Genomic DNA, 22508 nt, shown 5'->3' with positions numbered 1-22508 from the left:
CTGACATGAGCCTTTCGCCAGAACTGCTGTTGCACGGGTATTCCATCGGCATTTTTCCGATGGCCGAACATCGCGACGACCCGGACTTGTTCTGGGTCGATCCCAAGTTTCGCGGAGTGTTCCCGTTGGACGGATTTCATATCTCGCGAAGTCTTTCCCGCCGTATCCGCAGTTGCGAATTCACGATCACAATCAATCAGGATTTTGATGGTGTCGTGGATGGCTGCGCCGACCGCGCCGATACGTGGATCAATCTGGAACTTCGCAAGCTGTATCAAACGCTGTTCAAAACCGGTCAGGCTCATTCGCTTGAAGTCTGGGACGCCGACGCTCTGGTCGGTGGTGTCTACGGTGTCGCCCTCGGCGCGGCGTTCTTCGGCGAGAGCATGTTTTCCCGTCGCACAGACGCTTCAAAAATAGCTTTGGCTTATCTGGTGGACCGATTGCGAAGAACAGGTTTTACGCTGTTTGACACGCAATTCCTAACCGCGCATCTCGCTTCGCTTGGGGCAATCGAAATCCCGCGTGCCGTCTACCATTCCGAACTGAAACAAGCCCTTGATCTGAGCGCCGACTTCACGGCTGACCTGCGCCAGAGCCCTCAGGGCGTGATACAGCGGATCACCCAGACATCGTAACGGGCATGATCCAGCGCGTTCAAAGCTGGCGATGTTGCTATCATCCAACCGTCAAAGAGCTGTTCGGACTTGCCCTGCTCCCAGACCGTCAGATAGGCGAAGGCATCACCGGTCGGGTTGTCCACCGGATACCGGCAGTCCCCCAGCGCCACATCCAGTCCAAAAACGGTCGCTGTTTCACCAGACTGCACCTGAACGTCAACGGACTGCCCGCTCACCTTATCCAAACCGCGCAGCATTGCACCGGGTCCGGATTCGACCTTTTGCTGAGCGGATGCACCGGTTGCTGCCAGTGACAGGGCAAACAACGCACACCGGATCATTCGCTGCCATCTCCGGCCACGAACTTCACCAGAAGCGAAATCAGGCTCACCGCACCCTGCGTATCCTCAATCTCATCACCGGCTTCAAAATAGAACGGTGAACCGCCAGGCATCACCTCGACAAAATTGCCGCCCAGCAGACCTTCGGAAGAGATGACTACGGCACTGTCGTCCGGGATAAGGATGCCATCGGCCACGGAAAAACTGGTATCCGCGCGATAGGTGTCCGGGTTCAACTCCACTTGGGTTACAGTGCCGATCTTTACACCGGCCAGCCGAACGTCCGTGCCAACGCCGACGCCTTCCAAAGACCGGAACGATGCGCCCAGTTGATAACCGGCGTGGCTTTGGGACAAGCCCGTGGATTGGCTGGCATAGACACCAAACGCCACGGCACAGGCCAGAACGGCCCCGCCAACCAGGACTTCGGTCGTATTGTAGCTCGACATATTCGCCTCGTTTATTCCGGGCTCCAGGCCTCGTAATCCTTGCGTTCAACCGGGTTTGGTCGGCGCAGCGAACCGGCGGGCGCATAGGCCAATGCCGTTCCGGTAAGGTTTTCCTGATGCGGTTTTTCCCAGGATTTATGCGGCAGCGGCTTATCGGTCGGAGGTTCGTCCCACGTGCGATGCAACCACCCGTGCCAGTCAGGGTCGATGCGGCTGGCTTCGGCCTCACCGTTGAAGATCACCCAGCGCTTGCTGTCATCGGCATTGCGATAGAAGACATTGCCTTCATCATCCTCACCAACCTTGACGCCTTTGCGCGCGGTGTAAATCTGGGTGTTCAGGGTTGCCCCGTTCCACCACGTTACGGCCCGCAATAGAGTGTTCAGGATGCCCATCGGTCGCCTCCGACAATTCCGTTCCTGCAGATATGAACCAAAGGTGGGCTAAGGTCCAGTGCATGGCAAGGTATCAGGTTTTTTCCGGCAATGCTGCGGTGACTTCAATCTCGATCAGGTCTTGCGGCGTGATCAGCTTGCTTTCAATCACGGTTGCAGCTGGCGGATTGGCACCAAAGGCTTCTTTCAGCAACGGCCAGCACAGTTCAAACTCGGACATATCCGGCAAATAATAGTTCACCCGGACCACATCCGCAAAACTCGCACCAGCCTCTTCCAGGGCCTTTCCGATTGCGTCCAACGCGGATTTGCATTGGCCCACGAAATCGTCGGGAACGTCATCGCCTTGCGCGCAGGTTCCGGCGACAAAAACAAAACCATTTGCCACCACAGCGCGGCAATACCCAACCTTCTCTTCGTATTCGCCGCCGGAATGAATTCTTCTAATCATTTGATCTTCCTCAATGAAAAACGACGCGGGTTTCGCCGCGCCGTCAAACTCAAATTCTTTATCTTGTTAGCCTGCCGAGGCGGACTCGGCCGCATCCGCATAGATTATGAGCGGCTGTTTGTCAGACGAAACAGCCTCTTCATTCACGACCACTTCGGTAACGTTCTTCATACCCGGTAGCTCGAACATCGTGTCGAGCAGAATATCTTCGAGGATCGAACGCAAGCCGCGCGCACCGGTTTTCCGTTCGATGGCCTTCTTGGCAATCGCCTTCAAGGCATCGTCGGTGAAAGCCAGTTCGGCATCTTCCAACTCGAACAGGCGCTGGTACTGCTTGACCAGAGCGTTCTTTGGTTTGGTCAGAATCGTGACCAGCGCGTCCTCGTCCAGATCTTCCAGCGTCGCCAGAACCGGCAAACGACCGACAAATTCCGGGATCAGGCCGAATTTAAGCAGATCTTCCGGCTCCAGGTCCTTAAAGATCTCGCCGACGCCGCGATCGTCATTGTCGCGCACATCTGCACCAAAGCCCATCGCCGAACCTTTGCCGCGCTGTGCAATGATCTTATCCAGACCGGCAAACGCGCCGCCGCAAATGAACAGGATATTTGTCGTATCCACCTGCAGAAATTCCTGCTGCGGATGCTTGCGGCCACCTTGCGGCGGAACGCTGGCAACTGTGCCTTCCATCAGCTTCAGCAATGCCTGTTGAACACCCTCACCCGATACATCGCGGGTGATCGAAGGGTTCTCGGACTTACGGGTAATCTTGTCGACCTCGTCGATATAGACGATGCCGCGCTGTGCACGTTCGACATTGTATTCGCTGGCCTGCAACAGCTTGAGAATGATGTTCTCAACATCCTCACCCACGTAACCAGCCTCGGTCAGCGTGGTTGCATCCGCCATCGTGAAGGGCACGTCAAGGATACGCGCCAGCGTCTGTGCCAACAGGGTCTTACCGCAGCCCGTCGGACCAATCAGCAAAATGTTGGATTTGGCCAGTTCAATATCACTGCCCGCTTTCTGGGCGTGGTTCAGGCGCTTGTAGTGATTGTGGACCGCAACCGACAGCACGCGCTTTGCTGTGGCCTGACCGATGACATAGTCATCCAGAACTTCGCATATGTCTTTGGGCGTCGGAACACCGTCCGAGGACTTCAGCCCGCTGGCTTTAGTCTCTTCCCGGATGATGTCCATGCACAACTCGACGCACTCATCGCAGATGAATACGGTCGGCCCCGCGATCAGTTTGCGGACTTCATGCTGGCTTTTGCCGCAGAAGCTGCAATAGAGCGTGTTTTTGCCATCACCGCCTGAATTCGTCGCCATGTTGTACCTTTCTGGCTCCGTCCCTGCGGCCCGATTTGGGCCGCGCTTTTCGCCTGTTGCTGCAGCTTAGGCCAGCGCCGTGGCGGCTACAATGTCAAAATCACACCCCGCGCACGATGCACGGGGTTTTGAAATCAAGACGCATCGTCATCCATTTTGGCGCGGTTTTCGACGATTTCGTCGATGTGACCCCACTCCTTCGCCTCTTCCGGGCTCATGAAGTTGTCGCGGTCCAGCGCTTTTTCAACCGCCTTTTTGGTCTGCCCCGTATGACGCACATAGATGTCATACAGGCGATCTTTCAGCTTTTGCGTCTCGGCGGCATGGATCATGATATCGCTCGCCTGACCCTGATACCCGCCGCTGGGCTGGTGAACCATGATCCGGCTGTTGGGCAGCGAGAATCGCATTCCGGTTTCGCCACCGGCCAACAGAACCGACCCCATCGAAGCCGCCTGACCGATCACCAATGTTGAACATTTCGGCTTGATGTACTGCATTGTGTCGTAAATCGACAATCCGCTGGTCACAACGCCGCCCGGAGAGTTGATGTAAATCGAAATCTCCTTGTTCGGGTTTTCTGCCTCAAGATGCAGCAGCTGCGCAACGACCAGATGGCTCATACCGTCGTGAATCGGGCCATTGATGAAAATGATCCGCTCTTTCAGAAGGCGCGAGAAAATGTCATACGCGCGCTCCCCCCGGCTGGTCTGTTCGACGACCATGGGGACGAGCGTATTCATATAGGTTTCAACTGGATCGAACATGCGGAACCTGCCTGATTTGCTGAGGATTGGGACAATACCCGAAGAGAAGTTACCTGAGTCTTAGTGCTGCTGCCGGGGGGGTGCAAGGGGGGCTGAAATGACCATCAGACCTGCGATATCGGAAAACAAGCACCAAAACCCGATTGCAATTCCGCCCGTTCCAATCCATCAAAACCCGCGAAAAGTCTGCTTCAGACTGCACATTTTTTAGTCAAAGACGGAAATTCCTGAATTTTCCCCTCAAATTCTCACGGTATTTTGATCCATACATATGAAAATACATGATTGAATCATGTGGACATTATAACATCACCACCACTCTAGCATGCCTCCTCGACACGTCGGGTGAGCACACAAGGAACCACAGGTATGGGACTCCCACAGTTTTCGAAGGAAATGGAAACTCAGGATTTAAATCACATGGTCGCGAACGCGACGCGTGCATCCAACTTTCTGAAAGCGATCAGTCACGAAGGCCGCCTGATGATCCTTTGCCATCTTGTATCCGGCGAGAAATCGGTAACCGAGTTGGAAGAACTGCTGTCCGCACGGCAAGCCGCTGTGTCGCAGCAGTTGTCGCGGTTGCGACTGGAAGGCCTCGTTACGCCGCGCCGCGAGGGCAAGGCGATCTACTACCGGTTGGCCGATGACCGACCGCGCAGAATGCTTGAGGTCGTCTACGAACTGTTCTGCACAAAATCCGAAACCTGAACCGCGGTTCCGCCTTGGGTCGTGAGGCAAACAAAACCTGTGGCTCTGCCCTTTGAAAGCTGCTAGTCCATGCGGGACAAGCACTTATGGAGTTACTGATGATCCGCGCAATTCTGATTGGCCTGGCCCTGTTTACACTGACCGCTTGCGAAACGGCAAAAGGCGCCGGAAAAGACATTGAAAAGGCCGGAGACGCCATTCAGGACGCGGCGACGGACGTTCAGGAAAACATCTGACAGGCGGCGAACCCCGCACCTTTTCCAATTGCTCAAAATCGGGCCGGACGGCGCAAGGCCTAACCCAAAGCGGCGGTGCGCTGAAGGTCCGCTTGGCCCAGACCGACCCCGTGCCGGGGAACGCCGATTTCCGGCGCGGTTGGGTCCGGACCCTTGCCGCGGGCGGCGTCTCGACCGCCCGGCCCTTCTCCCTCCCTGAGGAGACGTCTATTCCGTTTTCATGAGAAGCGTTCCGGCCCGCCCGCGCTACCTATTACGCGCTGCCGCAGTCTTGGATCAACGGCAGTCTACCCCCTACTTGCGGACAGGCCGGAAACGCTTCAGTTCACCTGACGTTCCAGAACGGTGCTGTAGGTCGTTCCGTTCCTCAGGCTACGAAAATCGGCATAAATCTTGCCATCCTGGTAATGCGCATCAATCAGCGCGTTGGCCCCGATCACCAGCGGAGAGGTCTCGACCAACCCGATCTTGCCGGACCCATCCAGACTGATCGTTCCGGTGACCTCGTATTCCTGCCACTCATCGATATCGTCGCCACGCCACTTGCTTGGCCCCCAGAACACATTGTCCTGCTGCTGCTGGATGTCGATCACCCATTCCGCCTGATTAAACCGCGGCTGATCGCCCTTGTAGTAATGGCTGGGCTGAACAGTGGTGTAACTGCCCGTCCAGATACCGCGCAGGTCCGGCGTCGTGTCGGCCATCGCGACGGTTCCAAGGGTCAGGCTGGTGGCCAGAGCGGCTGCTCCGGCAGTCATGAATCTGGTCATCGGCTCTCTCCGTTTCGTTGGCCCCGATTGGCCTTGTGAAACAGATTGGGCGCGTGCGGGCCGGTTACAACTTACCTGAGGGAAACTTCATAAAGACTTTAGAATGGCGTTAGGCCGGGCCCCCGCAGGCTTGACTCGATGCTGCGCTGCAGCGGAAGCTGGGTCTTATTTGCTGACAGGAGATTTCATGATGTTTGGCCCCTTTTCCGTTTGGTCGCCCGAGTTCCGCTTTCCGCTCAGCGGCGATGTACAGCAGGACATTGACCCCATTCTGGCCGGCACGATCAAGGGCATTCCCGCCATCGAAACCCGTGTGCAGCGCGAGGTGGCAAGCTATGGCACGCAACTGGGCAAGGTGCTGGAGGCGCTGCAGGCCCTGTCCAAGGCAACCGGGGTCGAGTTGACCGAGATCGACACGCTGGTGCACGGGGTTGAGACCGTGAAGACCGAGTGCAAAGAGGCCCTGCGCGACAATGCCGAGGATGCGTTGCGCAGGTTGAAACAGGCCGATCCGGCGGCGTTTGCCGCCGTGCTCGCCGAGGCCAAACCCTAGCGCACCAAGGGCGGGCCCCAGCCTGCCGCGCCACGTTGTTGTCGGTGAGACACTGATATGTGCCACCCATCGGACATTGGGTGAGTGCCCTCACCAACCCCCGCAGGGCGGGCGTCAGCCCGCCACCCGAGTGTTCACATGATGGGTTAAAAACCCATCCTACGTAGGGTGGGTTTCCAACCCACCATCCCACCCATCCGATCCATGCGCGTTGGGTTTGGTCGAGCGATTGGCGGGCTGAAGCCCGCCCTACGGTGTTTGGTGAATGGTCGTTTTCTTGGAAGAAGGTCAAACGGCGCCGCCCCGGGGCGCAAATGCGCTTGCATCGTTTGATGAGCAGAACGGAGGGCCGCGACCGACCTGAGGGGGTGAGGCCCGTCTTGGAAACGGTCCAGTGGATCGTTTCAGGGCCGAACGGGCGGAGCCCCGGGGCGCAAATGCGCTTGCAACGGTTGATCAGCAGAACGGAGGGCCGCGACCGACCCGAGGGGTGGTGCAAACGCGCCGCCCCATGGGGGCGGGTCGGCGCGGCCCGGCGGTGCCGCCGGGCGGGACGGACCAAGTGACAAAAAAACTGACCTAAATAGCAATGCCTCAGACTACGAGATCTCCACTTCGTCAAACCCAAATTTATCTTTGGACACAGTCAGTTTTAGAACTTCAACTCGCGAATTCACGATTTCCTGAACGGTTCGAACAGTTTCTTCTTCTGCCCGCAAGCCGACGATAACACTCTGTAATTCTAGCGAAGGCACGTAATGGTATTTTGGGTCATCATATGAAGAATCAAATAATCGCCACTCTTTTTCGTATGACCAGTGCTTGCTTTTGCGCAGATAGACCGCCTCCATAACCTTTTCAGGAGTCATTGAATCCTCAAGTTTACCAGCAAATTTGTTTGCAAAGCGCATTAGATCAAGCGTACTTAACACTGGTCTAACATCTTGATACTTAACTTTAAATGGCGCGATATCGTTTACATAGTCTACTAATTCTGAGCTTAGCCGATATACTAGGCAAACTCCCTTGTGATCGTTCGCATAGTGAGCCCACATTGGAATATTCTGTTTCTCTTCGGAGAAACAAGCGAGGCGACCGAAACGGCCTTGATCTTGGATTATTTTTTGGCCGGTAACGATTTCAGCCTTAGCCAGCAAGACACTGGGGCGAAGCCTTTTTGAATATCGGCGATATTCAGCACGGGAAAGAGGTCTCTTAGCTATTCTCTCCACCCGTTTGCGCGAAATAGACGGCTTTCGCCCGTGTATTTTCTTTAAGAGTTTGTACACATCTTTGAGGTCGGAGGGTTCGTAACTAGGCCTAAAATCAAAAGGATCGTTTAAATTACCAACGGAGCTAAGAAATACTTTTCCCTGTAGAGCTTTTTCAATTTCATCTTCAAAGTAGGAAGTTCCATTTGGTCTATATCGGTAGAGCCATTCCGGATGTGGTTCCAACACTTAAATCGCTCCTTGTCTTCGCATAATAAAGTCGAGCGCGAATACTCTAAATTTTCTTCAGTATTTTTTATCAATTTAGGCGCTGCGCAATATACAGGCCATTGAGCAATTTCGATGTACATCAAAGAAGGACAGCCTTTAGCTATCCATTTTCAACGCAGAGATAAACGCCTCCTGCGGGATATCGACCTTCCCGAACTGGCGCATCTTCTTTTTCCCCGCCTTCTGCTTGTCCAGCAGTTTGCGTTTCCGCGTGGCATCTCCGCCATAACACTTCGCGGTCACGTCCTTGCGCAGGGCCGAGAGGGTCTCGCGGGCGATGACCTTGCCTCCGATGGCGGCCTGGATCGGGATTTTGAACATGTGGCGCGGGATCAGGTCCTTGAGTTTTTCGCACATCGCCCGGCCACGCATCTCGGCCCGGTCGCGGTGAACCATGGTTGACAGCGCGTCCACCGGCTCATCATTCACAAGGATCGACATCTTGACCAGAGCGTCCTCGCGATACCCGGTCATCTGGTAGTCGAACGAGGCATAGCCCTTGGTCACCGATTTCAGGCGGTCGTAGAAGTCGAAGACAACCTCGTTCAGCGGCAGGTCATAGACGACCATGGCGCGGCTGCCCGCATAGGTCAGGTCCATCTGGATGCCGCGGCGGTCCTGACACAGTTTCAGCACGTCGCCGAGGTATTCGTCTGGCACCAGAATGGTCGCCTTGATGCGCGGCTCCTCAAGGTGGTCGACCTTGCTGAGGTCCGGCATGTCGGCGGGGTTGTGCAGCTCGATCATTTCGCCGTCTTTCATGAAGACGTGGTAGATCACCGACGGCGCGGTGGTGATGAGCTCGATATCATATTCGCGTTCGATCCGGTCGCGGATGACCTCAAGGTGCAAAAGCCCGAGGAAGCCGCAGCGGAAGCCAAAGCCCAGCGCGGCGGAGGTTTCCATTTCGAACGAGAACGAGGCGTCGTTCAGGGCCAGCTTCTCGATCGCGTCGCGCAGGTCTTCGAATTCGGCCGAGTCCACCGGGAAGAGGCCGCAGAACACCACCGGCTGCGCGGGTTTGAAGCCCGGCAAGGCCTCCTCGGCGCCGTTGCGGTCATTGGTGATGGTGTCGCCCACGCGGGTGTCGCGGACCTGTTTTATCGAGGCGGTGAGAAAGCCGATCTCACCGGGGCCGAGGCTGTCGACCATCTCCATCTCAGGCCGGAAAACGCCAACGCGGTCGACATGGTGCAGGGTGCCGTTCGACATGAACTTGACCCGCATCCCCTTTTTCAGCGTGCCGTCCATGATGCGGACCAGAACGATGACGCCGAGATAGGCGTCGTACCACGAATCCACCAGCATCGCCTTGAGCGGCGCGTCGAGATTGCCCTGCGGTGCAGGCAGGTGTTTGACGATGGCCTCGAGCGTCTCATGGATGCCCTGCCCGGTTTTGGCGGAAACCTGAATGGCATCGGTTGCGTCGATGCCGATCACATCCTCGATCTGTTCGGCCACGCGGTCACAGTCAGAGGCGGGCAGGTCGATCTTGTTCAGCACCGGTACGATCTCATGATCGGCGTCGATGGCTTGGTACACGTTCGCCAGCGTCTGCGCCTCAACCCCTTGGGTCGAGTCGACAACCAGCAGCGAGCCCTCAACCGCGCGCATGGATCGCGAGACCTCATAGGCAAAGTCCACGTGACCGGGAGTATCGATCAGGTTCAGCACGTATTGCTCGCCATCTTCGGCGGTATAGTCGATGCGAACCGTGTTGGCCTTGATGGTGATGCCCCGCTCCCGCTCGATATCCATGCTGTCGAGCAGCTGTTCCTTCATGTCGCGATCCTGCACCGTTCCGGTCTCTTGGATGAGCCGGTCAGCCAGGGTGGATTTACCATGGTCGATATGCGCGACGATGGAGAAATTGCGGATATGAGCGAGGTCTGTCATGGGTTGGGGATATGTAGAGGAATCGTGGGTTGGTCAAGCGGGGAGAGTTTTCGTTGCAGCTTAATTTTGAGCGCGAAGCCAAGTTAATCCATTCTCTAAGAACCGAGCAAAACAAGGTAGCGACAGCACGCGTTTTTTTACGATCATTATTTCTTGTTGCAACTGATCATAATTCACTGAGCGAGGACAAAATTTTAAGTGCTTTTAGATTTGCAATTAACGTGAGCGCGGAAGGTGGGCCAAGTTTCCGAACTGCCGAAATGAGCTGGGGGTATAACGCGGACGATTGGGAAATTTCCTTCGCTGGCCATAGCCGAGAGATTGAATTTCGTGCCGTGCACAGCGCTGAAACACAAATATATGAATGCGTTTGGGTTAAGAACCTCGACTTGGAGGACGGCGACAAAGACATATTTATTGATCTTCGAGATGGGCAGCTTGTGCCAAACAATTCGGTGGACGAAGGTAACTTACTGACTGACTTGGAGTTCCTTAGTACACATCAAAATGCGGAGAACCTTCGCAGACGACCGCTTTGGGCAAAACTGCCAGAACACATTGATCTAGAGGTAAGTAGCTTGCTCAGCTTCTTTACCTCCGATCCGAGGAAATGGGAGTTTTGGAATGAATGGTACCAAGGCTATTTAACTGGTGATCCGGTCGAAGAGGTACTTGAGTACCATGTTTCCCAAATACCGGAAGCAATCTGGGACGAAGGAGCAGAAGCCATAGCTCGCGAAATCGAACAAATACGCAAGCGATTGGCGGTAGAGAGAGCACTATCAGACCTAAAAAGTGGTCTAATTGTTCAAGCCACTGCCCGCTACGGCATCGGAGGGAACAACCCTCCTGAGCGCATCGAAGATGAACGTTTGTCGGGCGCGATCACATTGATTTGGGAAGCTGAACAAGAGCTCTCAAGCGCTTTGGAAGAGGAGAAACCAGCTCGCGAGCGGATTGAAGCAGTTCTCAAAAAGCTAATGGCTGGATGTTTGGTGCTCACAAAATGGTTAGGACGCAAGGCCGATCTTGCAGTGGATACGGCTATCGCAACTGCGATTAAGCAAGGTGGGCTGTTGGTGGGCGGTTACTATGCACTCGACAAGCTAATCAAAGCCATCGAAGACTGGTTGCCTTACCTGCCCTGACCAGTGCCGGGCTGAAGCCCGGCCTACGGGGTGCGGAGGACGGCGGGAGTGATGAGGCGTGCTGTCACTTTTGCGCTCTGCGCGATTGATCGCGTGTCTGCTCAAGCTGGAACGGTATCCGCGCTCCCCATCCCGCAGCCAAGCGTTGCAAAAAGGGCCGCCCGCGTCGCTTTTTTTCGGCCAGCATTTACGTGATTTTGGCAATTGGATAGGATGCTGGCACCGACTGATCCAGATAGAAATCAGAGAGCAGATATCCGTTGGCTGACTACTCCATCTTTGTATTGGGCGAAAGCCAGCTGACCATTTCGGTCGCGCAAGGGTTGGATGGCCTCAATCAGGGTACGGGTATCCATCTGATTGGCGAGACGATCACGATCGACTCCCGCACCGCGACCGAAGTGTTCATTACCGATGCGGGCAGCGACACCAGTTTTGCGGATAATGATGGCAATCAGCTTCTGGACGGCGACCAGACGATTGACGGAACCCTTTTCACCGACGGGACAACGGTTGAGGCCGAATATGGCATCACCCTGACGGACGGGACCAATACGTGGCAGGCGGTTGCGTTCAACGTCAATAACTCTTCACCGGCTTACGCAACCGTCGAAGGCATCGCTTTTATCGGTGGTCCCGGCGGCTTTCCACCTTCGGGCGTGCCGCTGACCGTTGTCAGCACGCAGGAGGGGCCGAGTTTTGAATCCTCAGATTATGCAAGCCCGATCTGCTTTTGCCGTGGAACGCTTGTTGAAACCGCCAAAGGTCAAGTTCCGATCGAAACACTGCAAGCGGGTGACGAGATATGGACCAAGGATGACGGCTATTTGCCTGTCAGATGGGTCGGATCGCAGGACGTCATCGCCAGCGCTTCGTTCAAACCGGTTGAGCTGCCCCAAGGCAGGCTTGGCGGGACGCAAAAGCTGAGCGTCTCCCAACAGCACAAGATATTGGTTTCCCATCCGGCCGCAGAACTTCTGTTTGGTGCCAAAGAGGTGTTTGTTCCCGCAATCAGTTTTGTGGATGCCGGGCTTGCCAAACTGTCTGATGTGAAATCCGCGCAGTATTATCATGTCCTGTTGGACCAGCACAGCATCATACGGGCCAACGGCATCGAGTCGGAAAGCATGTTCCTTCAAAATCAAAGACCTGAGGGCAACCCGGACGCGCTGTTCTTTCCGGATGTGCACCGCTTTGCAGACCGACCGATGATGGTTGCAAGATTGACCCTCAAGCGACGGGAAGCCGTAACACTTTTACTTGAAATCTTGCGTATTGATCCGGATTCCACTTTGATTCATACTCTGCCGCAGACCGAGAGGGGCGCAAGATCCCTCCGGGCAGGCAAAACGAGGCATTAGCATGAAACAGTTCCTCTTAATCGCATTTTGCGCCACGTCGATGGCTGCGATTTCGTCGGCGCAGGTTGAGGCCGCGCAGATCAAACGGGCATGTCTGGCGTCGGACCGATCCGCCGCCACGCGGGATCGCTGCACCTGCATTCAGCGCGTTGCCAATCAGGCGTTGACCCGCAGCGATCAGAAAACCGTTGCCAAATGGTTCACCGATCCGCATCAGGCGCAAGAATTGAAGATGTCAAAGACCGAACGTGATGACGCGCTCTGGGATCGGTATCAGAACTTTGGTCAGATGGCGCAGGCAATCTGCAGCTAACCCTTCGGACAGTCCTTGACCTGCCTCATGCCGCGCCTCAGAAAAGGCGCAGCGAAAGGTGTGCATGATGGTTATGAAAGGGCTGACCCTGCGCGGGCTCGAAGTGTTCGAGGCGCTGGCGCGAACGGGATCGGTGGCGCAAGCTGCCGAAGTCACGGGGCTGAGTCAGCCCTCTGTCTCGCAGCAGTTGCGCAACCTGGAAAACGCCTTGGGTACAGAGCTGGTGGATCACGGCCGCCGCCCAATGCGGCTGACTCAGGCCGGTCGCAGCTTTCTGGCCCGGACCGAAGCCGTTCTGGCCGAACTGCAGATGGCCCAGAGCGAACTGACCGTAATGGACCTGGGGCACCTGACGACGCTGTCGATCGGTTTGATCGACGACTTCGACAATGACCTGACGCCACGCCTTGCGACGTTGCTGGCCGACAGCCTGACGCGGTCAAAGTTCAAGCTGATCACGCTGCCCAGTCTGGACCTGTTCGAGGAACTGGAGGCGCAGCGCCTGCATATGGCGGTATCGGCCCATTCCGGCGAGGTGCTGGAGGGCGTGGTCGAGTATCCGCTGGTGCAGGATCCGTTCATCCTTGTCGCGCCCAAAGGGGCCGAGCAACCGATGCAGGACCTGCCGTTTCTGCGCTATGCGCGCGAGCAACTGATCAGCCGTCAGATCGAAAGCCACCTCGCCCGACAGCAGATCGAGTTCGAGGAACGGTTCGAGATCGGCTCTCACCTCGCGCTGATGGCAATGGTGGCGCGGGGGCTGGGCTGGGCGATCACCACGCCGCTGGGCTTTATGCGTGCCGCGCGGTTCCATGACGGGCTGGAGGCGCACCCTGCCCCGTTCGGAGAGTTTGCCCGCACCATCTCACTGTTGACCCGCACCGACTGGTCGGATCAGGTGCCGCAGGAGGTGGCGGACATGATCCGGCGGCTGATGCAGAGCCAGATCGTCGACCCCGCGATCGGGCAACTGCCGTGGTTGAGCGGGCAGTTGAAGGTGATGGGGTGAAGGAAAGTAAACAGCTAGGCACTTGTATTTGAGTTATGCGTGGTCCGCCCTGCGAACCAAGAAATCCTTCAATGCAGGTTTTTCTCGTCTGGAATAAAGGCTGTTTTCACCTGCTGAATTCAGCTTCTACTAACGCCTCATATGCGTCCAGTTCAGCCTCTTTGACGACGTCGCGATCAGCCAGCACTTCCAGAGCCATAAGTGCGACATCGGGGCTTTGAAACACTGCGTCCGCCAGGATCGCAAGATGTTTCAAGCTTTCCGTCGGTGAGTCCTCCAGTGCGAAGAACCGTTTTAAGAACACGGCGTCGCCATCAATGGCTTGGTTGCGCATAGCGCGCATCTTCAGGCGGGATGAGGCACGGGTCTTGACCGTCAGTGACTTCAGAAAAAGAAACTTATGGAAGTGAAAGCCCTGAGCAGACAACTCGCTCATTTGTGAGTCAAGCAGAGGCTGACCTTTGTAAAGCGGCACCATTGCGATTTCGGATACCACTGCGACCGCATTCTTGAGTTTTTCGCGCGCATTCCTGAAGACATCCAGTTCCCCGCCTTGCACATCAATCTTCAGCAGATCGAACTCTGGCAGCTCTTTCAGGTCGTCTAGTCGATGGGTGGTAATTGGCACTACTTCTTCGACCTGCATTTGTCTGGGCCACCTTCCCATGACTTTGATGAATTCGGGGTTGGGCTCGTATAGCGAAGTGAATCCGCTTCCCTTGCAAACATGAAGGCGCTCACTGCCTCCTTTGCCGATCGCGTAGGGAAGGTAAGTTTCATTTTCTCCTCGCTCTTCCGAGAGCCGTGCAAATGCGTCTTGCTGTGGTTCGAACCCCCAGACCTCGCAAATGCGGTTCTTCAGAAGGGTTGAATATGGGGTAGCGCCAAGGGGATTGGCCCCAACATCCACGACCCGCGTCAATCTTTCCGGTGACAGAGTTTCGTGCAGGAACATCGCGCGCTCGTCAGTCATTTTTTGTCACTAACCTTTGAGTTATTCAGGTGGCTAAACGTGCCTGTGATCATATGTTTAGATCATTTGGATTGAAGTGCTACCGTTACTCATTGGGCGTTGAGATATATGCGCGCCGATGACAGCCTCGTGCGTGCATCAGGATTTATATCATTCCCTCAAATGACCATTCAGGATCGGACTATCACTCTGCACACTAAATGCGAGTATGCGCGTATGCACAAGGGTTCGCACCAAGACGGCGGATGGTTTGGCCGCTGTCGCTGATTGCAATGCGGCCTGCGGAAGTTGAACAAACGGGGGTTTTGGGCTCAAGCGAGCGATTGCCCTCGATTGATTGCGAAAGGCAAAATTACGACTGAGCCCGCACATGCCCCTCTAGCCCGGCGACCGCCGCTTCAATCAAATCCAGCGCGCCGCCGAAGTCGCGGGTGTAGTATGGGTCGGGAACGTGGTCGGCACCGGCGTCGGGGGCGAAATCGGTCAGCAGGCGCACCGGGGTGTCGTTGCCGTCAGGACGCAGGTTTTCGATATTGGCGATGTTGTTTGCATCCATGCCGATGATCAGGTCGAAGCGGTGGAAGTCTTCGGCTACGAATTGCCGCGCGCGCAGGTCGCTGAGCTCGATATCGCGGGCGCGGGCGGCTTTTTGCATCGGCTCATAAGGCGGATTGCCTATGTGCCAGTCCGAGGTTCCGGCGCTGTCGGTGGACAAGTGCGGCGCACGGGCGCGAAACACACCCTCTGCAGCAGGCGAACGGCAGATATTGCCCAAACAGACAAAGAGGATACGCTGTGTCATGACACAACCTGTACTGCATGGAGTGGACATGGGAAAGATCGTCATTCTGACCGGCGCCGGAATTTCTGCTGAAAGCGGTCTCGGCACCTTTCGGGATGAGGGCGGTCTGTGGGCGCAACACCGGATCGAAGATGTGGCGACACCCGAAGGTTTCGCCCGCAACCCGGCGCTGGTGCATCGCTTTTACAATGCGCGACGCGTCCAGGCGGCGGGCGCGGACGCCAATGCGGCACACCGGGCGCTGGCCCGCCTGCAACGCGAATGGCCCGACGATGTCATCCTCGTGACCCAAAACGTTGACTCGCTGCACGAGGCCGGCGGCGCGCGCGACGTCATTCACATGCACGGAACACTGGCCGGTGCGCTATGCAGCACTTGCCAACATCGTTGGGTTTCAGAACCTGAAATGACACCTGCTGACACCTGCCCGGCCTGCGGACAAAGATCCGTTCGGCCGGATGTCGTGTGGTTCGGCGAAATGCCTTATTTCATGGATGAAATCTATGATCATTTGGCCAATGCGCAGATCTTTGCTGCAATCGGAACATCCGGCCAGGTCTATCCGGCGGCCGCTTTTGTGCACGAAGCGACAGCCGCCGACGCGGAAACCGTGGAGTTGAATCTCGAGCCGTCCGAAGGTGTCTCGTATTTCGACAGGAAGATCCTCGGCCCGGCAACGCAAACCGTTCCGCTTTGGGTGGATGAGCTGCTTAACCGGGCACGCCGGCAGAACTGAAAGACAAAACGGAACGTTTTGGGCTAAGCTGGCCTGACGACAATACCGAGAGTGAAAGATGACAGATCAGGACCCCAAGACCGGCGAGATTATGGATGACGGCAGCATGCAGGGGCGCGATGCGCTCGGTGCGCAATTGGCCGACCTTTGGTGGACCTTCCTGATCCGAGGGATATTGGCTGCATGCGTCGGCGTCGCGGCCCTGTTCTGGCCAAGTGGAAGCATAGCTGTTCTGCTGCGGCTGGTTGGGCTGCTGCTGATTGTGGACGGTGGCCTTACACTGCTGGGTTTTGGCCGACGGGGGCTGGTGGGCGGCGTCGGGATCGGGGCGATCCTGATCGGTCTAATACTATTGATCTGGCCCGAAGGTACGGCCAAGTTGGCGTTCTTTCTGTTGGGCGTGTGGGCCTTTATCATCGGCATCGGTTCGCTGGCCACATGGCGGCAGATGCCCGAGCGGGACACGCAGCGAAATGCGATGCGCAATTCCGGCTTCGTCGCGCTGGCAATCGGATTGGTGCTGCTGTTTTCGCCCGGCATCGGGCTTTTTGCCCTTGGTTGGATCATCGCCTTTTCTGCTCTGGCGATGGCCGTGGTCATGTTCTGGCTGACGTCTCGCTTCAAAAAAGCGGGTGACAAGGTCGGGATGAAAACAATCAATCGCTGACCTTGTGAGATGCGGCTCAGACCGGGGCACCCCGGTCTGTCGCATGGATGACGGCCGCAAAGCGGCCCGAAGACAGGCGAGCGTCAGTGCGAGTGCGCGCCGCCCTTGCGGTCCAGATCGACCGGCACTTCAATCTCGACCTCACCGGCCTGTTCGAAAATAAGGGTCACAGGGATCTTCTGATCTTGCTCGAAAGGCTGATTCAACCCCATGAACATCACGTGATCGCCACCCCGTTCCAGCGTGTAGGTGGCCCCCGCCGGGATCACGAAACCTTCTTCGACGTGGATCATCTTGGCGACGCCGTTGTCGTCCACCTCGTGCGTGTGCAACTCAACCCGACCGGCCACGTCCGAAGTCGCCCCGATCAGGCGGTCATCCGAGTCGCCAGAGTTGACGATCATCATGAATGCTGCGCCGGCTTTGGCATGCTTTCCCGTTGATCGAGCGTAAGCATCATCCACTTTGATCGCACTATCGGCGAATGCGGTTGTCGCAAATGCGGCAAGAGCCAGCGAGGGCAAAAGTTTGAATTTGAAGGTCATTGGAACCTCATCTGTATTTCAGGCGTTTGATTTTGGATGCAGAAATGACAGAAGTTGAGGTGGTGCCCTTGCCGGGCTTGGTGGAACAGGCGCGGCGACCAAACTGTCGCGAACCCGTTCTGGTCCAATTAGCAGGTTGGCGGCCTCAGGTGGTACATCTACCTGAGCGCCCAGTATCGCACCCAGCAACGACAGCGCGTAGTCAGGGCAGTAATGCGGCGGGCGTGTCGGTTGCCCTTGATCGTCGACATAGACAACAACGGGTCCGGCACCGGTACAAAGAACCATCTGCCCGGCGGCACGATCCATGCCGCGCGTTGCTGCAATGCTCTGCCCTGTCAGCCCCAGCAAGGCCGACAGCGCCAAAGCCACCGTTATGCGCAGAAAACCCGTCATATCGACGCCTGATATAGCGTGAGTAAAAACCTGCCTTCAAGCGCGAAAGGGCTTGCCGCGACGACCCGTCAGCTATCCAGCCCCGGTCGCTTGACCACATCGACAGTCAGGCTGTTGTGGCGCCGGTTGACCCGACGTTGCATCCGCGTGCAAGTGTTGAATGTTCTGCCCAGAAAACTCGGAACGCGCAAAATGAAATCAAATACCTTCAAGGGCATCGAAAAGTCCCCCCATTGGAATAAGCGGCAGCTTAACTCACATTCACTGATCCTTATGTGAACAACTTCACACAATGGGTTGGATTGTCCCGAATACAGAAACAACGCAGGTCCACGCGAAAAAGCCCCGCATCATCGATACAGGGCTTCAGCAATTCGAGTTAAGTGGAAAGACTTAGGCCGAGGCTTGCGCCTTGGCGATTTCTTTCTTCACTTTCAGTGCGTTGGCCGACAGCTCTTCGTCTTTTGCTTTGGCCAGGAATGCGTCCAGACCGCCGCGATGATCCACCGAGCGCAGCGCAGCGGCCGAAATCCGCAGCTTGACACCACGGCCCAGCGTTTCTGATTGCAGGGTGACGTCGTTCAGGTTGGGCAGAAAACGACGACGAGTTCTGTTTTTGGCGTGGCTGACATTGTTGCCAGTCATCGGGCCTTTTCCGGTCAGTTCGCAACGGCGCGACATGGTTTCTTCCTTTGTTTCTGGAGGCCAGGTACAGGACCCTCGGCCAAATCACAAGGGGCGCAACCCGAAGTCGCGCCCGAAAACTGGTTGGATGCGTTTAGTGGGAATCGGCACAAGGGTCAAGACAGGCTGCGCGAATTCTTTGACACTGCCGTCCACTGGGACAGGACCCCCCGTGGCCATGCTCTCGTCATCAGTATCTGGGGGCACACGATACGGCAGTTCAGCCCGTCAAGACAAACTCGCCAGCATCTGTTCGGCAGCCAGAGTTGGGCTCAAACGCCCCTTGGAAACTTCATCGTTCAGACGCGCCATTTCGGCCCTAGCCGACGCGGTATCCAGACGCGCAAGAAGCGTATGCCGGACTTCCTGATCGAACCAAAAGCGCGCCTGCGCCGCGCGGTTTGCCGCCCACTGGCCGGTCTCGCGCCGCCACCCCGACAAGGACTGCATCTCGTTCCATGCCTGGTCCAAACCTTGTTCTTCAACGGCGGAGACAGTCATTGCCTTGGGAAAACCCTCGGGGTCTTGGGGACGTTTGCGCAGCAATCTCAGCGCACCGGCGTAGTCGGCGCAGGTTCGGGTTGCGGTGGATTTCAGGTCTCCATCCGCCTTATTGACCAATATGATATCAGCCATTTCCATGATGCCGCGTTTGACCCCCTGCAACTCGTCACCACCCGCAGGCGCGAGCAACAACAGGAACAGATCCGACATCTCAGAAACCATCGTTTCCGACTGACCCACCCCGACAGTCTCGATCAGCACGACGTCAAACCCCGCCGCTTCGCACAGAGCGATTGCCTCGCGCGTGCGGCGCGCCACACCACCAAGGTGGCTTTGGCTGGGCGACGGACGAATAAAGGCGTTTTTTTCGCGGCTTAGTCGCTCCATCCGGGTTTTATCGCCCAGGATCGATCCCCCGGACCGGGCTGAACTTGGGTCGACGGCCAGAACCGCGACGCGCTGCCCTTTCCCGGTCAACATCATGCCAAAGCTCTCGATGAAGGTGGACTTTCCAACACCGGGTGTGCCCGACAGACCAATTCGCAGCGATTGCCGCCCGGCGCCCGACAGATGATCCAGCAACTCAGCCGCTTGTGCCCGGTGATCGTCGCGCCCGCTTTCGACAAGCGTAATGGCGCGGGCCAAGGCGCGGCGCTCACCGTTCAGTACATTGTCACCCAGCTCGGCGATATTCATGCGCAGCCCCTTCACCCGTTTTTTTGCCTAAATGAAGGCGCATTGCGGGTTTTGTCCAGTACCAAGCACGGAAACACAAGCCGCAACGCGCTTGAACTGGACCTTGTCCCAACGTTGACGGATAAAGCCGACATGACGCGCCTGCCAATCGACGATGCGATACCAGACCTGCTGACCGCCCTCAAAGGGTCGGGCCGTGCTGTCTTGCAGGCCTCTCCGGGCGCAGGCAAGACGACACGCGTACCCTTGGCGCTGCTGGATGCAGGGTTGAACGATGGCAAGATCATCATGCTGGAACCGCGTCGGTTGGCAGCGCGGGCCGCGGCCGAGCGCATGGCTGACACACTCGGGCAACGCGTCGGAGAAACCGTCGGCTACCGCATACGCGGCGATTCCAAGGTTTCTGGGTCCACAAGGATCGAGGTGGTGACCGAGGGAATTCTGACACGGATGTTGCAATCCGATCCCGATCTTCCCGGAATTGGCGCCGTCATTTTCGACGAGTTTCACGAACGGTCCTTGAATGCGGATTTCGGACTAGCCTTGTGTCTGGAAGTTACCGAAGCGCTCCGCGAGGATCTGGTGTTGCTGGCGATGTCAGCGACATTGGATGCCGAACCGGTCGGACGCCTGATGAACGCGCCCTTGGTAACATCTGAGGGTCGCAGCTATGCGGTCGAAACGCGCTGGCTTGACCGCCCCTTGGGCGCGAATGCACGCCGCCTGGATGCTCTGGTTGATCTGGTTGTCCACGCCGAACGCGAAACGCGTGACATCGGTGGCGGTATTCTGGTTTTCCTGCCGGGCGAAGGCGAGATACGGCGCGCCGAGTCCGCCTTGTCAGGTCGCGTCCCGCCCGACTGCGCACTGCGTCCACTATTCGGCGCTATGCCCTTTGCCGCACAAAGAAAAGCGATTGCCTCGATGGACAAGGGGCGAAAGATTGTTTTGGCCACGTCGATTGCCGAGACGTCATTGACCATTCCCGACATTCGGGTCGTGGTGGATATGGGACAAGCGCGACGGGCGCGTTTTGATCCGGGGTCCGGCATGTCGCGCCTTGTCACAGAACGTGTGACCCGCGCCGAGGCCGTTCAGCGCGCAGGACGCGCGGGCCGGGTGGCTGAAGGCGTTTGTTTTCGGCTGTGGACCAAGGGCGAAGAAGGCGCATTGGCGGCCTTTCCACCCGCTGAAATAGAAGCGGCTGATCTGACCGGTTTGGCACTTGAGCTGGCGCTTTGGGGGGCTGATCCGGGTGATCTGGCCTTTCTGACCCCGCCGCCCGCGGGTTCTCTGGCAGAGGCGCGCGCGTTGCTGACGATGTTGGGAGCGCTGGACACCAATGCACGGATCACTGATCACGGAAAGGCATTGGCTGCGTTGCCGCTTCACCCGCGCCTCGGCCATATGTTGCTGGTGTCAGGCGCACAGGCCGCACCCTTGGCAGCTTTGCTGGCCGAGCGCGATCCCTTGAAAAACGCGCCGGTCGATCTGTCACTACGCCTCGAAGCAATCCGGGATCGGCAAGCCTATCAACGCAGACGCCCCTGGACGGCGAACACGGCGACGCTTGACAGGATCGCTGCCGAGGCAAAACGGCTGCGACCGAAGGCCGGCGGAGCGGATAAAGCACTATCAACCGCAGCTATGGCAGCTTTGGCTTATCCTGACCGAATTGGGCAACGTCGCAAAGGTGATGTTCCCCGGTATCTGCTTTCGGGTGGCAAAGGCGCGGTCTTGGATGCGGGCGATCCGCTTGCGACGGCACCATTCTTGGTAGCATTGGACACCGACGGGAACCCCCGCGAGGCCCGCGTCCGGCTGGCCGCGCAAATCTCCGAGGGTGAAATCCGGGATCTTTTTTCCGATCAGATATCATGGGTGGAAAGCTGCGTTTGGTCCAAACGCGATCGTCGGGTCATCGCCCGTCGGCAGGAGCGTTTTGGCGCGATCACGTTGGACGATCGCATCTGGAAGGACGTTCCGCCCGACGCTGCGGCCCGCGCTATGCTGGACGGCGTGCGGGACCTTGGGCTGAGGTTGGAGGGCGCCGCGGCGCGGCTTGCAGCCCGCGTGGAATTGGTGCGTGCGGGCGGTGCGAACCTTCCCGACTTTTCCGTTGCGGGCCTTATGAATGACCTCGATCAGTGGCTCTTGCCCATGCTGCAAGGGGTCCGAAGCGCCGAAGACTGGAGGCGTTTTGATCCATTACCGGCACTGAAAGCCCGACTGGACTGGGCCCAGACACAAGACCTGGACCGCCGTGCCCCGGGATCATTCCTGACCCCGCTTGGCAGAAAGATTCCGATTGACTACAGCGGCTCCGCTCCGGAAATCTCGGTCCGCTTGCAAGAAGTCTTTGGCGTCACGACACATCCCACCATTGGCAAAGAACCGTTAAAGATCACACTTCTGTCACCGGCCCAAAGGCCGATCCAGATCACGCGCGATTTGCCGGGGTTCTGGGCGGGGTCTTATGCGGACGTCCGCAAGGATATGCGCGCGCAATACCCCAAGCACCCGTGGCCCGAGGACCCGACGCAGGCAGACCCCACCTTGCGCGCCAAACGGCGCAATCCAGACCAATAGCATTGAGAATTGGACACAACGTACCTATTTACCCGTGATCCGGGGGAACTGTGCCCTTTTGA

26 protein-coding genes are annotated in these 22508 nt (G+C 57.1%); 11 read left to right on the top strand and 15 right to left on the bottom strand.

Annotated features, from left to right (window positions below; translation table 11 throughout):
- Positions 1 to 5 precede the first annotated feature (5 nt).
- Positions 6 to 638, top strand: coding sequence for a leucyl/phenylalanyl-tRNA--protein transferase (aat, locus tag RA28_RS19535; RefSeq protein WP_039532405.1), 633 nt, complete (start codon positions 6 to 8; stop codon positions 636 to 638).
- On the opposite strand, the gene RA28_RS19530 is transcribed toward aat, so the two are convergent.
- The 6 genes from RA28_RS19530 to RA28_RS19505 all read right to left on the bottom strand — a co-directional run bounded on the left by RA28_RS19530 (position 602) and on the right by RA28_RS19505 (position 4355).
- The gene (locus RA28_RS19530) at positions 602 to 961 is read right to left on the bottom strand and encodes a DUF2155 domain-containing protein (protein WP_039532402.1); all 360 of its coding nucleotides are present in this window, start codon (positions 959 to 961) and stop codon (positions 602 to 604) included. The two genes, aat and RA28_RS19530, sit on opposite strands and share 37 nt — an antisense overlap.
- Positions 958 to 1410 carry an outer membrane lipid asymmetry maintenance protein MlaD gene (mlaD, locus tag RA28_RS19525; protein WP_039532400.1) on the bottom strand — a complete coding sequence of 151 codons (453 nt, stop codon included), beginning with the start codon at positions 1408 to 1410 and terminating at the stop codon, positions 958 to 960. Before mlaD ends, RA28_RS19530 begins: the two co-directional genes overlap by 4 nt.
- Before the next feature lie 11 nt (positions 1411 to 1421).
- Positions 1422 to 1805, bottom strand: a complete 384-nt coding sequence (locus RA28_RS19520; RefSeq protein ID WP_039532398.1) for an NADH:ubiquinone oxidoreductase subunit NDUFA12 — start codon at positions 1803 to 1805, stop codon at positions 1422 to 1424.
- 73 nt (positions 1806 to 1878) lie between these two features.
- Complete coding sequence (locus RA28_RS19515; protein WP_039532397.1) at positions 1879 to 2256, bottom strand: RidA family protein; 378 nt, start codon at positions 2254 to 2256, stop codon at positions 1879 to 1881.
- A 66-nt stretch (positions 2257 to 2322) separates the two neighbouring features.
- Positions 2323 to 3588, bottom strand: a complete 1266-nt coding sequence (gene clpX, locus RA28_RS19510) for an ATP-dependent Clp protease ATP-binding subunit ClpX (protein ID WP_039532395.1) — start codon at positions 3586 to 3588, stop codon at positions 2323 to 2325.
- 134 nt (positions 3589 to 3722) lie between these two features.
- Positions 3723 to 4355 (bottom strand): ATP-dependent Clp protease proteolytic subunit, encoded by a 633-nt coding sequence (locus RA28_RS19505; RefSeq protein ID WP_039532393.1) that lies wholly within the window; start codon positions 4353 to 4355, stop codon positions 3723 to 3725.
- 369 nt (positions 4356 to 4724) lie between these two features.
- Here RA28_RS19505 and RA28_RS19500 point away from each other — a divergent pair, with 369 nt between their 5' ends.
- Positions 4725 to 5066, top strand: coding sequence for an ArsR/SmtB family transcription factor (locus RA28_RS19500; RefSeq protein WP_039532390.1), 342 nt, complete (start codon positions 4725 to 4727; stop codon positions 5064 to 5066).
- A 98-nt stretch (positions 5067 to 5164) separates the two neighbouring features.
- Positions 5165 to 5302 (top strand): entericidin A/B family lipoprotein, encoded by a 138-nt coding sequence (locus RA28_RS22560; protein WP_082029870.1) that lies wholly within the window; start codon positions 5165 to 5167, stop codon positions 5300 to 5302.
- 320 nt (positions 5303 to 5622) lie between these two features.
- On the opposite strand, the gene RA28_RS19495 is transcribed toward RA28_RS22560, so the two are convergent.
- Positions 5623 to 6072, bottom strand: coding sequence for a hypothetical protein (locus RA28_RS19495; protein ID WP_039532388.1), 450 nt, complete (start codon positions 6070 to 6072; stop codon positions 5623 to 5625).
- Between the two features lie 187 nt (positions 6073 to 6259).
- On the opposite strand from RA28_RS19495, the gene RA28_RS22300 reads away from it, so the two are divergent.
- Positions 6260 to 6625, top strand: a complete 366-nt coding sequence (locus tag RA28_RS22300) for a hypothetical protein (protein WP_052261521.1) — start codon at positions 6260 to 6262, stop codon at positions 6623 to 6625.
- A gap of 599 nt (positions 6626 to 7224) precedes the next feature.
- Here RA28_RS22300 and RA28_RS22700 read toward each other — a convergent pair.
- Both RA28_RS22700 and lepA read right to left on the bottom strand, forming a co-directional pair.
- Complete coding sequence (locus RA28_RS22700; protein WP_152612112.1) at positions 7225 to 8085, bottom strand: DUF2971 domain-containing protein; 861 nt, start codon at positions 8083 to 8085, stop codon at positions 7225 to 7227.
- Between the two features lie 138 nt (positions 8086 to 8223).
- Positions 8224 to 10023, bottom strand: coding sequence for a translation elongation factor 4 (lepA, locus tag RA28_RS19475; RefSeq protein ID WP_039532382.1), 1800 nt, complete (start codon positions 10021 to 10023; stop codon positions 8224 to 8226).
- A 53-nt stretch (positions 10024 to 10076) separates the two neighbouring features.
- Between lepA and RA28_RS19470 the strand changes: the two genes are divergently transcribed.
- The 4 genes from RA28_RS19470 to RA28_RS19455 all read left to right on the top strand — a co-directional run bounded on the left by RA28_RS19470 (position 10077) and on the right by RA28_RS19455 (position 13854).
- Positions 10077 to 11171, top strand: a complete 1095-nt coding sequence (locus tag RA28_RS19470; RefSeq protein WP_152612111.1) for a hypothetical protein — start codon at positions 10077 to 10079, stop codon at positions 11169 to 11171.
- Between the two features lie 260 nt (positions 11172 to 11431).
- The gene (locus tag RA28_RS19465) at positions 11432 to 12532 is read left to right on the top strand and encodes a Hint domain-containing protein (protein WP_082029866.1); all 1101 of its coding nucleotides are present in this window, start codon (positions 11432 to 11434) and stop codon (positions 12530 to 12532) included.
- Position 12533: 1 nt separating this feature from the next.
- Positions 12534 to 12845, top strand: a complete 312-nt coding sequence (locus RA28_RS19460) for a hypothetical protein (protein WP_039532376.1) — start codon at positions 12534 to 12536, stop codon at positions 12843 to 12845.
- A gap of 67 nt (positions 12846 to 12912) precedes the next feature.
- A complete protein-coding gene (locus RA28_RS19455) occupies positions 12913 to 13854 on the top strand; it encodes a LysR family transcriptional regulator (protein ID WP_039532625.1) in 942 nt (313 codons plus the stop codon).
- A 106-nt stretch (positions 13855 to 13960) separates the two neighbouring features.
- Here RA28_RS19455 and RA28_RS19450 read toward each other — a convergent pair whose 3' ends face one another.
- Together RA28_RS19450 and RA28_RS19445 are read right to left on the bottom strand one after the other, a co-directional pair.
- The gene (locus RA28_RS19450; RefSeq protein WP_052261520.1) at positions 13961 to 14827 is read right to left on the bottom strand and encodes an FkbM family methyltransferase; all 867 of its coding nucleotides are present in this window, start codon (positions 14825 to 14827) and stop codon (positions 13961 to 13963) included.
- Between the two features lie 352 nt (positions 14828 to 15179).
- On the bottom strand, positions 15180 to 15629 hold the full coding sequence (locus tag RA28_RS19445; protein ID WP_039532374.1) for a low molecular weight protein-tyrosine-phosphatase: 450 nt from the start codon (positions 15627 to 15629) through the stop codon (positions 15180 to 15182).
- Positions 15630 to 15657: 28 nt separating this feature from the next.
- Here RA28_RS19445 and RA28_RS19440 point away from each other — a divergent pair, with 28 nt between their 5' ends.
- Together RA28_RS19440 and RA28_RS19435 are read left to right on the top strand one after the other, a co-directional pair.
- A complete protein-coding gene (locus tag RA28_RS19440; protein WP_039532621.1) occupies positions 15658 to 16365 on the top strand; it encodes an NAD-dependent deacylase in 708 nt (235 codons plus the stop codon).
- A gap of 58 nt (positions 16366 to 16423) precedes the next feature.
- On the top strand, positions 16424 to 17032 hold the full coding sequence (locus RA28_RS19435) for an HdeD family acid-resistance protein (RefSeq protein ID WP_039532372.1): 609 nt from the start codon (positions 16424 to 16426) through the stop codon (positions 17030 to 17032).
- An 83-nt stretch (positions 17033 to 17115) separates the two neighbouring features.
- Here the strand turns inward: RA28_RS19435 and RA28_RS19430 are convergent, their stop codons facing one another.
- The 4 genes from RA28_RS19430 to meaB all read right to left on the bottom strand — a co-directional run bounded on the left by RA28_RS19430 (position 17116) and on the right by meaB (position 19857).
- A complete protein-coding gene (locus tag RA28_RS19430) occupies positions 17116 to 17577 on the bottom strand; it encodes a copper chaperone PCu(A)C (RefSeq protein WP_039532370.1) in 462 nt (153 codons plus the stop codon).
- Between the two features lie 18 nt (positions 17578 to 17595).
- A complete protein-coding gene (locus RA28_RS19425; RefSeq protein ID WP_039532367.1) occupies positions 17596 to 17973 on the bottom strand; it encodes a hypothetical protein in 378 nt (125 codons plus the stop codon).
- Positions 17974 to 18366: 393 nt separating this feature from the next.
- Positions 18367 to 18654 carry a 50S ribosomal protein L28 gene (gene rpmB / locus RA28_RS19420; protein WP_039532366.1) on the bottom strand — a complete coding sequence of 96 codons (288 nt, stop codon included), beginning with the start codon at positions 18652 to 18654 and terminating at the stop codon, positions 18367 to 18369.
- A 231-nt stretch (positions 18655 to 18885) separates the two neighbouring features.
- The gene (gene meaB, locus RA28_RS19415; RefSeq protein WP_039532363.1) at positions 18886 to 19857 is read right to left on the bottom strand and encodes a methylmalonyl Co-A mutase-associated GTPase MeaB; all 972 of its coding nucleotides are present in this window, start codon (positions 19855 to 19857) and stop codon (positions 18886 to 18888) included.
- Positions 19858 to 19989: 132 nt separating this feature from the next.
- Between meaB and hrpB the strand changes: the two genes are divergently transcribed.
- Entirely contained in the window at positions 19990 to 22446 is a 2457-nt protein-coding gene (gene hrpB, locus RA28_RS19410) for an ATP-dependent helicase HrpB (protein WP_039532620.1), read from the top strand.
- The last annotated feature ends 62 nt before the right edge of the window (positions 22447 to 22508 follow it).

This window comes from Ruegeria sp. ANG-S4 (assembly GCF_000814005.1).
GTDB lineage: Bacteria > Pseudomonadota > Alphaproteobacteria > Rhodobacterales > Rhodobacteraceae > Ruegeria.
This window is presented reverse-complemented; position numbering and strand designations above follow the sequence as displayed.